At 53.8% G+C, this 15176-nt stretch carries 14 protein-coding genes; 3 read left to right on the top strand and 11 right to left on the bottom strand.

Annotated features, from left to right (window positions below):
• Positions 1–44: 44 nt before the first annotated feature.
• The 3 genes from C1J05_RS10420 to C1J05_RS21395 all read right to left on the bottom strand — a co-directional run bounded on the left by C1J05_RS10420 (position 45) and on the right by C1J05_RS21395 (position 2438).
• Positions 45–1097 (bottom strand): GSCFA domain-containing protein, encoded by a 1053-nt coding sequence (locus tag C1J05_RS10420; RefSeq protein ID WP_114870197.1) that lies wholly within the window; start codon positions 1095–1097, stop codon positions 45–47.
• A 358-nt stretch (positions 1098–1455) separates the two neighbouring features.
• The gene (locus C1J05_RS10415) at positions 1456–2202 is read right to left on the bottom strand and encodes a hypothetical protein (protein WP_162797988.1); all 747 of its coding nucleotides are present in this window, start codon (positions 2200–2202) and stop codon (positions 1456–1458) included.
• Positions 2203–2246: 44 nt separating this feature from the next.
• The gene (locus tag C1J05_RS21395; protein ID WP_162797987.1) at positions 2247–2438 is read right to left on the bottom strand and encodes a hypothetical protein; all 192 of its coding nucleotides are present in this window, start codon (positions 2436–2438) and stop codon (positions 2247–2249) included.
• An 89-nt stretch (positions 2439–2527) separates the two neighbouring features.
• Between C1J05_RS21395 and C1J05_RS21390 the strand changes: the two genes are divergently transcribed.
• Positions 2528–2752 carry a hypothetical protein gene (locus C1J05_RS21390; protein ID WP_205389230.1) on the top strand — a complete coding sequence of 75 codons (225 nt, stop codon included), beginning with the start codon at positions 2528–2530 and terminating at the stop codon, positions 2750–2752.
• A gap of 120 nt (positions 2753–2872) precedes the next feature.
• Here the strand turns inward: C1J05_RS21390 and C1J05_RS10410 are convergent, their stop codons facing one another.
• Both C1J05_RS10410 and C1J05_RS10405 read right to left on the bottom strand, forming a co-directional pair.
• On the bottom strand, positions 2873–3457 hold the full coding sequence (locus tag C1J05_RS10410) for a hypothetical protein (protein ID WP_162797985.1): 585 nt from the start codon (positions 3455–3457) through the stop codon (positions 2873–2875).
• A 714-nt stretch (positions 3458–4171) separates the two neighbouring features.
• Positions 4172–5128, bottom strand: coding sequence for a LysR substrate-binding domain-containing protein (locus C1J05_RS10405; protein ID WP_114870194.1), 957 nt, complete (start codon positions 5126–5128; stop codon positions 4172–4174).
• A 130-nt stretch (positions 5129–5258) separates the two neighbouring features.
• Here C1J05_RS10405 and C1J05_RS10400 point away from each other — a divergent pair, with 130 nt between their 5' ends.
• The gene (locus C1J05_RS10400; protein WP_114870193.1) at positions 5259–5891 is read left to right on the top strand and encodes a glutathione S-transferase family protein; all 633 of its coding nucleotides are present in this window, start codon (positions 5259–5261) and stop codon (positions 5889–5891) included.
• A 545-nt stretch (positions 5892–6436) separates the two neighbouring features.
• Here the strand turns inward: C1J05_RS10400 and C1J05_RS10395 are convergent.
• The 6 genes from C1J05_RS10395 to C1J05_RS10365 all read right to left on the bottom strand — a co-directional run bounded on the left by C1J05_RS10395 (position 6437) and on the right by C1J05_RS10365 (position 12772).
• Positions 6437–7495: an IS110 family transposase gene (locus C1J05_RS10395; protein WP_114868711.1), complete on the bottom strand. Its 1059-nt coding sequence runs from the start codon at positions 7493–7495 to the stop codon at positions 6437–6439.
• Positions 7496–7613: 118 nt separating this feature from the next.
• On the bottom strand, positions 7614–9266 hold the full coding sequence (locus C1J05_RS10390; RefSeq protein ID WP_254684767.1) for an adenylate/guanylate cyclase domain-containing protein: 1653 nt from the start codon (positions 9264–9266) through the stop codon (positions 7614–7616).
• 470 nt (positions 9267–9736) lie between these two features.
• Positions 9737–10225, bottom strand: coding sequence for a hypothetical protein (locus C1J05_RS10385; protein WP_114870191.1), 489 nt, complete (start codon positions 10223–10225; stop codon positions 9737–9739).
• Positions 10226–10653: 428 nt separating this feature from the next.
• Complete coding sequence (locus tag C1J05_RS10375) at positions 10654–10944, bottom strand: winged helix domain-containing protein (RefSeq protein ID WP_114870189.1); 291 nt, start codon at positions 10942–10944, stop codon at positions 10654–10656.
• 97 nt (positions 10945–11041) lie between these two features.
• Positions 11042–11164 carry a helix-turn-helix transcriptional regulator gene (locus tag C1J05_RS22250; RefSeq protein WP_441351691.1) on the bottom strand — a complete coding sequence of 41 codons (123 nt, stop codon included), beginning with the start codon at positions 11162–11164 and terminating at the stop codon, positions 11042–11044.
• 384 nt (positions 11165–11548) lie between these two features.
• Positions 11549–12772: a tyrosine-type recombinase/integrase gene (locus C1J05_RS10365; protein WP_114872257.1), complete on the bottom strand. Its 1224-nt coding sequence runs from the start codon at positions 12770–12772 to the stop codon at positions 11549–11551.
• 250 nt (positions 12773–13022) lie between these two features.
• Here C1J05_RS10365 and C1J05_RS10360 point away from each other — a divergent pair, with 250 nt between their 5' ends.
• The gene (locus C1J05_RS10360; RefSeq protein WP_114870187.1) at positions 13023–15164 is read left to right on the top strand and encodes a malate synthase G; all 2142 of its coding nucleotides are present in this window, start codon (positions 13023–13025) and stop codon (positions 15162–15164) included.
• The last annotated feature ends 12 nt before the right edge of the window (positions 15165–15176 follow it).

Genomic DNA, 15176 nt, shown 5'->3' with positions numbered 1-15176 from the left:
TCCTCGCAACATTCCAACATGAGAATTCCCCAGAATACATAGCCTCATGCTTTAGTAAAACTTTCTAACAACGCCTCTTCACAAACAAGTTCGTCGTCAAGTTCTGAGCTACCTTGGTGCAGTGTTTCTTCCGGCTCTGGGCTTGGTATGGAGGATAAGCCGATATGCGCACCGAAAAAAACTGCCATTACATTCTGCACCCCTTTTTGTGTCACTGTTCTCAAATTTTCACCAAAGAATTTTCCGGAGAATGGCGTTCCCGTGATCAATTCATACGAAGGAAAATAATCAATGCGGTCATCCATTCCAACAATCTCCCCCGCAACTGTTCGCAGTACCGATTTTGAATAGGTAGTGGCTTGCAGAACATGATACCCACTGGCAGTTGCTGTAAGTGGAACTGGTGACACTGTGAGAAGTATTTTCAATTGGGGATTTAGTTTGTGCATTAGATGGATTGCGCTAGCCAAGTCTTCATATGTGTCGTCAAATCCAAAATTTACAAATTCATGCTGCTTTGCATCAAAATTTCCAGCGAATAATCCTGGCACCGTTGGAAAAACTATACCCGTTTCGCGGTCTTGCCATGTTTCAGTCAGACCCAAAGTAAAAACGAACACTTCAGCCTCGTCAAAAATCCGCCGAACACGCCTCAGATGATCTAGTCGATGGGCGCACAGTTCTCGGCTTGATTCAAAACCTTGTGGTTCAACGTTTGGGCGGATTGCGTCAAAGTATCGTCCGTTTCGCTCCCAAATTGCCTCTTTGTGGAGTGTCTCCCCGACCATGTCTTGCAATAGTTGGAGAAGCTGCCTGACAGTGTAGATGTTGCCATATCGAGCTGAGAACAGCCCGTACCCGAAGCGCGACGCAACATCTATTGGCATCGCTTTAGGTGCTGGCTCAACGTTAACCCACTCTAACTCAGACGCTCGCACATATTTGGCTATATTTTGTGCAAAACAACTGCCTGCCGTAGCAATCCGAGCACCTGGGAGAAGCTGAAATTTGGGTTGGTAAATTTCCGAAACTAAGAACTGATTGTCTTCTCGGCAACGTTTCCAAAAAGCTTTGTCTGAAAAATCAGTGTAAGGCATACCGGTGATAGACAACTTTTTTGACAGGAGATTGGATAGACTTCCGAGAATTCAATGTAACGTTTGCAGTTACGACGTCTATACTCAAAAGTTGGTAAATTTGCAGTATTACATTCACCAACTTGCCATAGATATTGCCGAAACCAACCGTCGAATATCTTCCATCTGCTTGGTCCGAAGACCGTGTTTGTAATTCGGATGCGCCTTGCCACGGGGCGCACCACCGCCAGCGCCGTGGACCCGACACACTGTCCAACCCGTCACAGCAGGGCAACGGCACCGCTGGCGGGTGGACTTGGCCTTAGCGCTGCATCTGGGCGTGTCGCGGAGCCTTTGTGTGGGGTTCATGGGGTAACCGTCACTTTTTATCATCAACCCTCCCCCCGTGGCTCACGTCGCCCACAATCGCCTGTCCGCCTTCGTTAACTGTGACCCGCTCGACCCTGACGGTTTGCTGGGCCTTGGCGCGGTATTTCTTGAGGGCATCCATCTGGGCCATATAGGTGCGGCTTAGCCGCGTCATTGAGCGTTCAAAAGCTTCGCGAACTTGATACATGGATGTGTCCATCACTTTCTGGGACAGGGATGTCATCGCAATATGGGTCGTGGTCATTTGGGTTATCAGCATCGCTTCGATTGCATCGCGCGGTTTTAATTCCGCCTGCATAGCTGCCGCCATGTCACGGTAGGGTTCGCCTGTTTTGCCCAGCGCATTGAGCGCGCAAGTCATCAGGCCGGACGCAGCCTCAATTGTTTCGACGTTGAACAAATTTATCAACGTGTCTGGTTTATCTACTTTGATTTGAACAACGCCATCTTCATTCGTGTTGAACGTCGGGCGCGACTGGTGATGTTCAATCGCTGATGCCGGTAGTCTTATCTTGTCTGCCATCTGTGTATTCCTTTGCAGTGGTATAAGCCATGTTTCTGCATGATGCGTCGCGCGGCTTACGAAGGCGGCTGTGGCCGTATTTTGTCGCTCTTCATGCTGCCCCCCAATCACGTCCGGCAAATCCGCCAACAATGACAGTGCAGAGGGTTCAACCTCACATTCTAGCAAGGTGCACACGCGGATTAGGGCGTTTCGGGTGGTGTTGTAGCCCAAGGCGCGCCAAGGCCGTTCTGCGCCACCTGATTTGCGCCGCTGGGTTATCCATTGGATACCGTCCTTGCAGACAATAACGCGGTGTGTGTCATCAAGTCTGCCGCCTCCGGATGCTGTGTTCCCAAAACCTTCTGCAAAGCGGCGTCCTGGTTCAGGGTGATGTGCTGCCCCAGTTCAGGAGTGCCCGTCAGTTTGACGCCCAATTTGCTGTCAGACTTGGTTTGTAGCTTGCCCATATTGTGACCTGTCCTTGCGCTTTATTTTTTTGATGGATCGGCAGGCCGAAAAGCGACCCCGAATTCTGCTGATTTACCTGGTCTTGTGAATGTTCCGATTGATGCTTGTTCATGTTTTGTACCATACCATACTCATGCCATGGCCGTCCACAATACCGCATGATTTACGTGTCCTATTGCAAGCACTGGGCCAGCATCGCGACGCGGCAACCGACGCCGATAGGTGGGGCGCAATCAAGGAATGGCTGGAGAGCCATGCGGTGCCTGCACCCAAGGGGTTGCCGACGGCGCCGGAAATCAAACGCAAAGACTAAGTTCTGGGACTGAAAACGGGCAATGTCCGCTTTAATCCGCTTTTCCGACCTCTTTCGAAAGCTGCTAAAGGTCCGAGTTGCGGGACAGAGCGGCCTTTGAAGATTGGCTACTGGCTGGCGTCAGTAACTGAGCGTGGCTAATATCTTTGAAGCAGTGTTTTCGAAGTCTTCGCTCAGGCTGTCGCCGTGCGCTCGAAAAACATTCTCAATAATGGATGCTGTCGTCGACCACATCATATCATCGCTTAAGAATATGCATTCGACGGTGACGCCATACGCTGTGTATACAACCTCTTCCGGCTGATCATTAGGGTTGGAATATTGAGCTTTCCAGCTGAATCCTTCGCAAAGATTGCTCGGCAAATCTCCTACGTACGGTTTAGTTTCGTGAGCGACAACCTGCATGCTCCCCTTTGGTTCCCCAATATAGTCCTTGATGTTCTGAATATCCGCGCTCAGGACACCGGCAACTGCTGGAGCAATGACTCTTTCTCCATGCTTTTTAACGAGTTGGGTCATTTTTTTGAAAAGTTGTTCGCTGAACCGGTGACGGTCTGCGGAAAAAATCACTTGGTGTCCAAACCTGTTGATATCCTTCACGAAGAATTCATGGTCGGGTGGCTCATTAGATGTGTCCGGCACAAATCCTGAAGGAAGAACAACCGAAGGTTCGGCGGCTTGAGCTTCATTCTGAAAAGCAAACATGAATGACAAGCACAGTAGCATACTGACAAGACGTGACTGGTGATTTCTCTTGTGCCTGGCTCTCATGGAAACTTACTCCAAGTTACATTGTCGGATATCTTATGCGCATTTCCTGCGGGTCGAAATGACATGCATCAAGCGATAGAGAGGTGCTGCCGTTGCCTTCAGCCTTGGATACTGGCTCCGTGATTGACCGCTCTGGGCTCACTGCCGTCATTCGACTGTTTATCTCTGATGACCGGTTCGTCGCGTTAAGCGGCCGTTCAAGACTGCAAATTCAGAGTTTTGATTCTGAACGACTGCTTTCACCGGCACCATACGTTCGCTGCGGCTGCGACGTATGTCTCACATGCGGACGAAGCCGCCTGATGCGGATGCGGCGAAAATCACCTTAATCGCTCGACGGTGTCGTTGGATTGCTCGCGGCAGCGCAGCAGGATTTACTGAAAGCAGACGTACAAATCACGCAAATCGGCCGAAACCCAATCCGGACATTCGCTGCGCTCACGTTCTATGTCGCACATGCGGACTTTCCCGTCATTCGGTTTTGTTACATCGCGGACGCAGCACCGCTTCGCGTTTTGCGGCATGCCTGTCGCCGCGTTGCAGCTCACGTCGCCATTGCGGCCGTTTAACTTGGCTATTTGACATTAAATCCAAACCCCACTTTCGCTGCGCAGTGTCAGAACCATCGAGACGCGAATAATGCGGCAATTAGTCAGACGCTATTGAGCCTTGGGAGGCGAGGTATGCGTCTAGCTCACTGACGAAACGGTCTGATCTGTCTGTGATCCATTCGACGAATAGTGCCCGCAAATCAGATTTCGCCCTGGATCGCGCCCATCGGAGACGATAGGCGTACTTTGTCTGGCATATCATTGAAGGGCCGAATGGCAGAATGAGCGACCCAGCTTTCAACGCGTGAAATGCCTCTACGACACCGCAGAGAACCAGACCTTGGCCCGCAATCGCCGCCTGAAGCCCTGAGCCCGTCTTCGAAATGCGCACACCATGGCTTAAATGGTCACGGTCAAATCCGAAGGCTTCGCCCCACCCCTCGAAATCAACCCATCCGGGGTCCTTGGTCCGATTGGTAACGTGGATGAGCGGTACACCCTTTAGCGATTTCACATCCGGACCCAACCCTTGCTGGTCTGCAAAAGAGGGCGAGCATACTGGGGCAACGAAATCACCGAACAGCACGCGTTCTTCCAATACAGTGTCACGGGTTGGACCGTATCTGATCGCAAGATCATAGTCTTCTCTCACCAAATCGATATCGCGATTGGATGGGTCCAAGTGTAAGTCCGCGTCCGGGTATTGCAGGTGGAATTCCACAAGCATTGGTGACAGCCAGTTTTCCGAAAAGGATTCCGGCAGGGTAATGCGTAGACGGCCAGCCGCGTCGTTCGGCTTCAGTTGCTCAAACGCCTGGGCAAGCCTTGCAAAGCCGCCTTCTAATAACTCCTGAACCCGCAACGCATCCTCAGTTGGCTTGATGCCCGAGCTGGAGCGAATGAACAGGCTTTTGCCGAGGTAAAGTTCTAGAGACCGAACCCTTTGCCCAACAGCAGCCGGAGTAATTCCAAGTTCGTTGGCGGCCAGTGAAAAGCTCCCATGCCGCAATGTAGCCTCCAGAGCGCGCAGAGCGTTCAAATGAGAAAGATGCATGCCAGAAACCTAAAGGTTTCCTTTAGCGCCGCCAAATGAAATCACGCGTGCAAAGCATTCGAACCCACCCATACTGAACATTGGGGGACAGGATGCCGCCACGAAAACGGAACTATTGGGAAGATGGAACATGTTCACGCTTTATTGGGAGTACCTGGCAGGATCGATTGTGGTACAGGCAGTCCTTGAAGAAATTGGTGCCGAATATAGGCTGCACTATGTCGACATGGGCTCTGACGCTCATCGCGCCGCAGATTTCCTGAGGCTCAACCCAACCGGTCGCATACCGGCTCTCGGCTACGCAAACGGTAGTACGATTGGAGAGACTGCCGCGATTATCACACTACTGGGCGAGATGCATCCTGAGAGCGGGGTCGCTCCTGCGCCCGGCGATGACAACCGTGGAAAGTTTCTGTTTTGGCTGAATGTTATGACGACCTCAGGCTACATGACTGCGGCACGGCTCGGGCACCCCGAGCGCTATGCGAACAGCAGCAAAGCGATTGAGGAAGTCGGCGCAAAAGCGGCTGTCGATTACGACGCCTTTTTCGATGTCATGGAAGAGGGTATTGCGGGCGATCCTTACTTTATCGCGAGCGGTGTGACCGCGCTGGATTTCTACGTCACAATGCTGACCGAGTGGCACGCCAACAAACAGTCTCTCTTTAGTTCACGACCCAAGCTCAGCTCGCTGTGTCAAACTGTGAATGAAAGCCGTTCCTACAAGGCCGCAATGGATACACATGCACTGCCGCCTACCTAAATAGCTCAGTTCCTTGCTGCACTCCGCACGAATGGCGGGTTTTCCCGCTGCGCGGCAGCACCAATTTTAAGCTAACGCAGCATTATCAACGCTGCGAGCGCACGCATCGGGAAAATCGGACTCACACAATGGGCTCAGAGCCGCCGTACCGGGCCCTGTAGTCCAACGACCGCTCCGAGCAGCCGAATGTCCGAGCATCGGGCTGCACCGCTGAACGCGTTGAATTTTATGTGTTTCGGGAATGGCTGCTTCCGGAGCGCGGTCCAGGCTTATCCCGCTGCACCGCCGCAAGTCCGCACTGAGCCCGGATGTATGTACCGGCTGCTGTTCGCAAGTGTTCAATTGCATGTCTTCTGGAAGTCGCTGATATGTATCCGGCCTTTGGATCGGCTTGTGTTGCTTGCCGTGGCCCTGTTGGGAGTACGCACGCGCCTTTGTCTCATTAGCGGACAGGTCGATTATGACCATTCGGGCTCTCAGACTTTGAGTGCGTTTTTATTCCGTTCCATGCATTTGAGGTTTACGAACGTCGTTTGCGGCTGTGATCAGATCGCAGTCGCCAATTCTTTTTCCATCCAATCGAAGTCCTTGCCTGAGTTAAGAACACTCCATGCGATCCGCGCTAGCTTATTGGCAAGCGCCACGCCGAGCTTGTTGTGCTGCATGCGCGTCGCGGCGGCTTCCAACCATGCGCCAAAACTAAACTTATGCCAGTTCTTCGGTCGCATCATGATGACCTGCGCGGCCTGCACAAACAGCATGCGGAGATACCGGCTGCCTCGTTTTGTGATACGACCCAGGATGGTGCGCCCGCCGGTGCTGTGTTGTCGCGGAACGAGCCCCAGCCAAGCCGCAAAATCTCGCCCCCGATCATAAGCCTCGCCGGTCCCGACAGCTGCAACCACAGCCGTTGAGATGATTGGCCCGATGCCCGGAATGGTCATCAGACGTTGGCAGCTTTCCTCGGTCTCGCTGACCTCTTTGATTTCAGATGTGGTCATATCGATCCGTTTATCCAGCCATATCCAATCCTGTTGGAGCCCCAGGATCAATCTCCGCATCCGCAAGGACATCTCGTCGCCGCGATTGCTAAGAATGGCTTCGAGCGAGGCGCGCAGAGCCGCGACACTACGTCGGACAGTGATCCCCTGTTCGATCAGAAAGGCCCGGATCTGATTCATTGCTGCTGTCCGACGTGACACAAGCCGTGACCGAACGCGATGCAGCGCCTGGAGATCAAGCTGCTCCTGCGTCTTCTCCGATACCGTCTTGAGATTGGGACGCAAAGCGGCTTCTGCAATAGCTTCAGCGTCATTGTAGTCGTTCTTCTGGCCCTTGTTGAAAGGCTTCACATAAATCGCGGGAATGATCCGGGGCTCGAACCCCATCTTGCTCAGCGTTCGGCTGACAAAGTGCGCGCTCAGGCAAGCTTCCATCCCGACAATACATTGCGGCAGCTCCTCAAACGTCGCAACCAACGCCATGCGTTTGATCTTCTTGCGCAAAACAAGCCGACCTTCTTTGTCAAAGCCAACCAAGTGAAATACGTCTTTGCCGATATCAACGCCAACTGACATCAGCTCATCAAAATCATTCTTCGCCATGCTACTTCTCCTTTTTGCAGTATAGGCCAAGCCTAACCTGCTGGGTGAAGCAGCCGGTACATCCCATTAGCGGACACGTCTGTATACGCCACTTTGCTAAAAACAGATCAGAATCCAATCATTCCGGCAGACCGGCCGAACGTAAGGAGACACAGTCTCTTTCTAGCCGGGCACGATCTGAGAATAGTTGAGTTTTCGCCCACTCAGAGACAGAAAACTGTGGCCGGTACTTAATAACGTTTTGTGCCTCCTCGCGTGCTGCCTCAAGATTACTCGTCTCCGCGTGGACAATAGCGAGGTCCACATGACCAAAGCCCTCAACCTTTTGACCATATTCAGTAAATGACGATATTGCCTCATCGTAGTTACCGTCGAGCCTGAGCGCGAAACCCAGAACGCCCGCATACCAGCCCGGATAGTGGGGGTTTAGTGTAATCGCTTGGCGGGCAACACGGATTGCCTCCTTGACTTGGCCGTCGAAGGATAAAGTAAGTGACAGTCTCGCTGCCACATCGGCGTGGTTTGGGTTCAGCGTCAGAGCTTTGTTAAACTTGTGGATAGCCGAAGCGAGCTGGCCGTCTATCGCATCCGCAAAACCATCAATTGCATGAGCTTCTGGGTTATAACTGTCAATTTTCAAGGCACGACGAGCACACTCTCTTGCTTCTTCCAATGCTGTAGCCTTGTTCGCCGCAAAGCCGTGACGTGCTTCGACAGTGCAGACAAAACCAAGTGTACAGTGCGGGGCTGAATATCCTGGGTCGATTGAAATTGCCTTCTGCGCCAGCCGCCGGGCATCAGCTTGTGCTTGTTTGGTAATGTTGCGTGATGCTTCAACGGCCTGAAGTTGAGCTGTCCATGCGTCTAGGTTATTCGTACCCGATCCTCTAAACCGAGCCATTTCGCCGGCCATCAATTCAACTTGAAGCTCAGTTGCTATCCTCAGGGCGATTTCATCCTGAACTTCAAACACATCTTCCATATGCCGATCAAAACGATCAGCCCAAACGTGCATGCCTGACTTGGTATCAATTAACTGTGCTGTAATTCGCACACGGCTACCGCTTTGGCGCACACTACCCTCAAGAACAAGATCGACACCCTGTTCAAGGCCGACTTGTTTTACATCCACGGAGCGTCCTTTGTACACAAAGGTGGAGTTGCGAGCGACGACAAGCAAATTGGGCAGTTTTGATAGCGTAGTTATGATCTCTTCTGTGATGCCATCCGCAAAGAACTCCTGATCCGGATCGGAAGACAAGTTGTCCAGTGGTAGGACGCCGATCAACAGAGACTGGGTGTGATTTGGCGGAGCAACGCGAGGTGGAGCAGAGCCGGGGGGTGACCATTGGAAAACTTCAATTGAAGCCGGGGCATTCTTGAATACCCGTTCACCAGCACGCTTAAAAAGCTCTGATAGGCGTTGATCAATGCTGCGATGTACGACATCAGAAATCAGTACCGTTCCCTCTTCAGCGGCCTCTTGCAACCGCGTAGCGATATTCAGGCCATCCCCAAATATATCCTCTTCATCGAAGACGATGTCACCCATATGCACGCCGGTTCGCAGCTTGAGTGAACAGTGTGCGGGTACCTTGCTTTGGAGATCAAGCGCGCAGCGCACCGCGTCGGAGACCGATTTGAACTCTACCAGCCATCCATCACCCATGCGCTTGACGATGCTGCCCCGGTGATCGCCTACCAGCGGGTCAAACACCTCTCTGCGAAGCTTGCGCAGTTGCTCAAGCGTCTGATTTTCGTCTGCCTTCATCTGCCCCGAGTAGTTCACGACGTCAGCTGCGAGTACGGCAGACAGTCTGCGGTTTGCTGTCATTGGTTCTAAGTAATGCAAAACTTCTGCTGAGGGAAACCTGAATAGTACTGAGCGTATCAAAAAGTCAATCCAGCTTTTCCGCTATGTCCGCACAGCGGAAATAGACTTCCAAAATCTCGCTGCGCCGTGAATGAACGACCGCTTTTCTCTCTGCGGCGCGGCTGACAATTTTGGCGTTCAAATTGCCGCAATTGCGAGCGTCAGCGCAGGATCATGTCTCCTGTGGGCTCGCAGCTGCCGTTCGCCGCATTTGTCACGAAGGTCCGGTTTGCATCGCCAACGTGAGTTTTGATTGAACACCTGACGGAGCCTTTCCCGCACCGTTTCCTTTCAATCAAATGTCCTGCCTATGGCTAGATGTATATATGTCCTGTTTTTTGTGACGCGCATTTCCGGTTTTCCCGCGTTCACGTCACAATTTTTAGGACGGTTGCAGCCGATTTGGCCTGTTCGGATTGCTGACTGTCCTGTTTTTTAGGACGGGGTGTCCTGTTTTTTGTGCGGGGCTTTTGTTTTTGCGTCCAACTGTCGAACCGCTTGAGCGCGGGTTTCATGTCCGCCGTGGGCAGTTCATCCAGCGCCCAGATTGATGCTTTGCCAATACCGGACGGGCCGAGGTGCGGGGCTTGTGTCATGTGAATGAACCCACGGTTCTGCAGTTCTTTGAACCATGGCCCAACCGTATTGCGATTCACGTTCAGCGCCGTTGCAGCGTCCCTGTGGCTTAGAATAATATTGCCGTTGTTCGATCCATTGTACCGGCGTTTCAACTCAACGTAGAGCGCCCGCGGACCGGGGCTTAGAGTGGCCCACGCTTTTGAGGATTGCAGCCATTCGGGAAGCTGGACGTGACGCCCAGCCCCTCGTTTATGTTTCTTGTAGGGCTTAGTGGCCATCCAATGACGCCTCCCCATAGGCCAGGAGCGCATAGGAACGGGCGCTGGGTTCGGGCAGGCCATGTTTGCGCATAATGCGCCGTACGGCTTGTGAGGGTGGCCGGGGCTGTTTTCCATCGCCTTTCATGCTGTCCGGCCTATCGTGTCCGGCAGTTCCGCCAACAATGACATAACAGCAGGTTCAATCTCACATTCTAGCAAGGCGCACGCGCGGATTAAGGCCTTTCGGTTGGTGTAGTAGCCCAAGCCCCGCCAAGGCCGGTCTGCGCCACCTGATTTGCGCCGCTGTGTTATCCATTGGATGCCATCCTTGCAGACAATCACGCGGTGTTTATGGTCCAATACGGCGACTATTGCCCCGTAGGTGTCGGAAGTTTCGTGACAGGCTTTGCGCTTGATGCGCGGGTCGATCTGTGAGGACGTGCTGTTCATGCTGCGCTCCTTTCCTGCAAAACGGACAAGGACACATCACACGCAAGCGTGTAGCGGGCGTGGTGGCCGGAGTATGCGCCGCCGTGGGCAACCATCTCTGTGTTGATAGGGATGCCCATGCGGCGTAGCTCGTGGACATAGGCTGACCAACGCGGCGCGGGGCGTTCGATCGGCGTGATGCCTCGCGCGCCAGCTTGGGCAAGTTGTGCCATTGCCCAGCCTAAACGGCCCTTGAGTTCAAACGTGCGGAGTCGTTCGCTCAAACTGAGCGTTACGTGAATTTTCATCACTGAATCCTTTATCTTTGGATTGCAGCGCGGTGTCTGGATGGTGTCTAGACTGCCCAGCGCCCGCGCCAGTTTTTGTTACTGCGTGGGCGTTGCTTTATTCGGCAGCACCTTTTGAAACAGGACGGCTTGCCAACCAAGCCTCAATGGCGGTTGAAGGCCACGCGACCGCACGCTTGCCAATGCGGATGGGGCGGGGGAACTCTCCCGCGTCCATCATAGCATAGATACTGCTGCGGCTTAGACCTGTTGCCGTTTCAACGGCACGGCGGCGTAAGTATTCTGAAGACATAAATATCCCTCGTCTCAATGGCCCTTGCGCGATTCTTGTTGCGAACCGAACCAAATTTTGCGATGGATGAACGGGAATAGGGACTGACTTTCTATCCTGTTCCGGTTGCTTTGACCGTTGGCGCGGTCAGGGCAACCCATCGGGGTATCGCTTTGATCCCGACAAGTGCACTTTATGCTAGATGATTCCTTAGTAGCAACAGCCATTGAATATGTGCAGTGTATTTTGGCTCTGTTTGCAGCTTGGATCTATAAATTGTGTATTTGAGTCTGAAGCTTATCCAAATATTTTTTTTGACGAGTTTTGCAACCGTTACAGATTTAAGGTAACGATGTTCGCGCTACTCTCGTGCACATAGGCATCCCACCCGTTCATCAGCTTTCTCCGCTTGTCAAAAAAGTCAGACCGCGCATAGGCCGCCTCGGCCTTGTTCTGCACCACATGCGCCAACGCTGCTTCGGACACATCGCGGGGTGTGTTGGTGCGTTCCTGCGCCCATGTCTTGAATGATGTACGGAACCCATGCACGTCCACGTCGTAGCCCAACGATTTGGTCAGTTTGGACAGCGTCATGTCGGACAACGGTTTGCCATGCACAGTGCCCGGAAAAACCAGACCCTCACCCGTCCCCAACTTGCACGCCTCTGACAGCAATTCTAACGCGCGGTCGGAGAGGGGGACGCGGTGTTCCTTCTTGGATTTCATGCGCTGTGCTGGACGTGTCCAGATACCTTGCTCAAGGTCAAATTCCGACCAATCCGCCAAGCGCACTTCGCCGGACCGTGATGCGGTCAGAATTAACAGCTCCAGCGCCAGCTTGGTCGCGTCCAACGCATCTGACCCTTTGAGCGTTTCTAGAAATTCCGGCACCTTGTCGTAAGGCAGCGCCTTGCGGTGTGCTGGCGTTCTATCCTGTTTAGGTAAAGCGCTGGCAACAGAAACAGAGGGGTCGTCTTGCCGCCAGCCATTTGCAATGGCCCATTTCATAACCGTCCCGATGCGCTGCTTTACACGACGTGCGGTTTCAGGCTTTTCCAGCCATATCGGTTGCAGGACCGCCAGCACGTCCGCTGTGGTGACTTCTGACACCTTCAAATTACCAATGCGGGGAAAGGTGTAGGTTTCCAGCGTCGATATGAATTGGGCCGCGTGTTTTTTGTTGCGCCACGTCGGTTCGTGGATCTTGTGAACTTTGCGGGATGCCTCCTCAAAGGTCAGCAATGCTTCTGAAGCGCGTTTGGCTTGCAGGGGGTCGCCGCCCGCCCGCGCCAGTTTGCGGTTCTGCAATGCCGTTTCCCGCGCCTCTGCCAAAGTGACCAGTGACGCGCTCCCCATCCCAATCTCGGTCCGCTTGCCACGAATGACGATGCGTTGCACCCAACGTTTTGCGCCGGATTTATCGACCTTGAGTAGCAGGCCGTGACCATCGAAGTATTTACCTGGGGTGGTGACAGTGCGCACAAAAGCGGCTGACAATGCCTTTTCCGACCGCTTATTAGGCGCATTGTGTTCGATTGCTTTTTTTGCGTCCGCCATTTCGTCCCCCATCCATAGCGGGAATATGGGGGGCGGTACTGGAACAATCAAGACCAATAACTGCCACAACCAACTGATTTAAAGTATTTTAAGGAAATGCTTGGAACTAGATATGGCGGATCTTGGGTCCGCCATTTCACAACAATTTTCACGGGTTAACCCCTTTTGTCGGCTGAATGGGCCTGCGTCTGCTTGCCTCTTTTGATGCAACTGCATAGCGTGCGCGCGACACTTCAGAAAAGGGTTTAGTATGGTCAAACGGAACGTAGTGCACGGGTTGCAGGTTGCACAGGAACTGGAAACATTCATCAACGATCACGCCTTGCCGGGTACCGGGATTGAAGCGGATGCGTTCTGGTCGGCGTTTTCCGCATTGCTTCATGATCTTGGTCCGGAAAACAGCGCGTTTCTGGCGCGGCGCGAAGAATTGCAATCCCAGATCGATGCATGGCACATCAAACGCCGCAACCAGCCCCATGATCACGATGCCTACTGTGCCTTTTTAGGCGAGATCGGCTATCTTCTTCCGGAAGGCGATGATTTCGAAATCGATACCAGCAATGTGGATTCTGAAATTGCCAACGTGCCGGGGCCGCAACTGGTGGTGCCGATCACCAATGCCCGCTATGCGTTGAACGCGGCCAATGCCCGCTGGGGCAGCCTTTATGACGGGTTTTACGGCACCGATGCGATGGGCAGTGCGCCGCCCAAGGGCGGGTATGACAAGGGGCGCGGTGCGCGCGTTGTGGCCCGCGCCCGTGTGTTTCTGGACGAAGCGTTTCCGATTGACGGGGGCAGCCATGCGGATGCGCGCCGCTATCATATCAGTGACGGGGCGTTGCTGGTGGATGATCAGCCCTTGGTCGACCCTGCAAAATTTGTCGGCTATCGCGGCCATCCCAAGGCGCCCGATGCCGTGCTGCTGGTCAATCATGGCCTGCATGCGGAACTGGTGTTTGACCGCACCCACCCGATTGGCAGCCGTGATCAGGCCGGACTGGCCGATGTGGTACTGGAAAGCGCTGTGTCCGCGATCATGGATTGCGAGGATTCGGTGGCCTGTGTGGATGCCGAAGACAAGGTGCTGGCCTATGGGAACTGGCTGGGCCTGATGAAGGGCGATCTGAGCGCGGACGTTGAAAAAGGCGGACGCACCATTGAACGCAGGCTGAACCCCGACCGTACCTATACCGCGCCGGACGGATCGGACGTGACGGTCAAGGGCAGGGCGCTGATGCTGGTGCGCAATGTCGGCCACCTGATGACCAACCCCGCCATTCTGGACAAGGATGGCAACGAAGTGTTCGAAGGGCTGATGGATGCCATGATCACCACCCTGATTGCCATGCATGATTTGCAGCGCGACGGGGGCAATTCGTTGCGCGGATCTGTTTACGTGGTGAAACCCAAGATGCACGGCCCGGACGAGGTTGCCTTTGCCGACCGTACGTTTTCACGGGTCGAAGATGCGTTGGGCCTGCCGCGCCACACCGTGAAACTGGGCATCATGGACGAAGAACGGCGCACTTCGGTCAACCTCAAGGAATGTATTCGGGCAGCCAAATCGCGGGTGGCGTTTATCAACACCGGCTTTCTGGACCGCACCGGCGATGAAATCCACACCTCGATGGAGGCGGGGCCATTCAGCCGCAAGGATTTCATCAAGCGCAAGGCGTGGATCACGGCCTATGAAAACCAGAACGTGGATATCGGGCTGGCCTGTGGTTTGCAGGGGCGCGCGCAGATCGGCAAGGGTATGTGGGCCATGCCCGACATGATGGCAGCGATGCTGGAACAGAAGATCGAACACCCCAAGGCGGGTGCGAATTGCGCCTGGGTGCCCAGCCCGACAGCCGCCACATTGCACGCGCTGCATTATCACAAGGTCGATGTGTTTGCGGTGCAGGATAAAATCCGTGCGGGCGGGCGTCGCGCTTATGTCGATACGGTTCTGGACATTCCGCTGGCGGCCTATCGCAAGTGGAGCGATGACCAGCGCATCCGCGAAGTTGAAAACAATGCACAGGGTATTCTGGGCTATGTGGTCCGCTGGATCGATCAGGGCGTTGGTTGTTCCAAGGTGCCGGACATGAACAATGTCGGCCTGATGGAAGACCGCGCCACCTGCCGTATTTCAGCTCAGCATATCGCGAACTGGCTGCATCACGAGGTGGTCAGCCAGGAAGAGGTGATGGGCGCGATGCAAAAGATGGCGGCTGTGGTCGATGAACAGAACGCAGGCGATCCCGGCTATCGCCCGATGGCACCGGATTTTGACGGAATCGCGTTTCAGGCGGCCTGTGATCTGGTGTTCAAGGGACGCGTGCAACCGTCTGGTTACACCGAACCGGTGCTGCATGCGCGCCGCCTTCAATTCAAAGCACTTTCATAAAGGGATGAACCG

Source organism: Sulfitobacter sp. JL08 (genome assembly GCF_003352045.1).
GTDB lineage: Bacteria > Pseudomonadota > Alphaproteobacteria > Rhodobacterales > Rhodobacteraceae > JL08.
The sequence above is the reverse complement of the archived record's forward strand: the minus strand, read 5'-3'. Positions and strand labels throughout refer to the sequence as shown.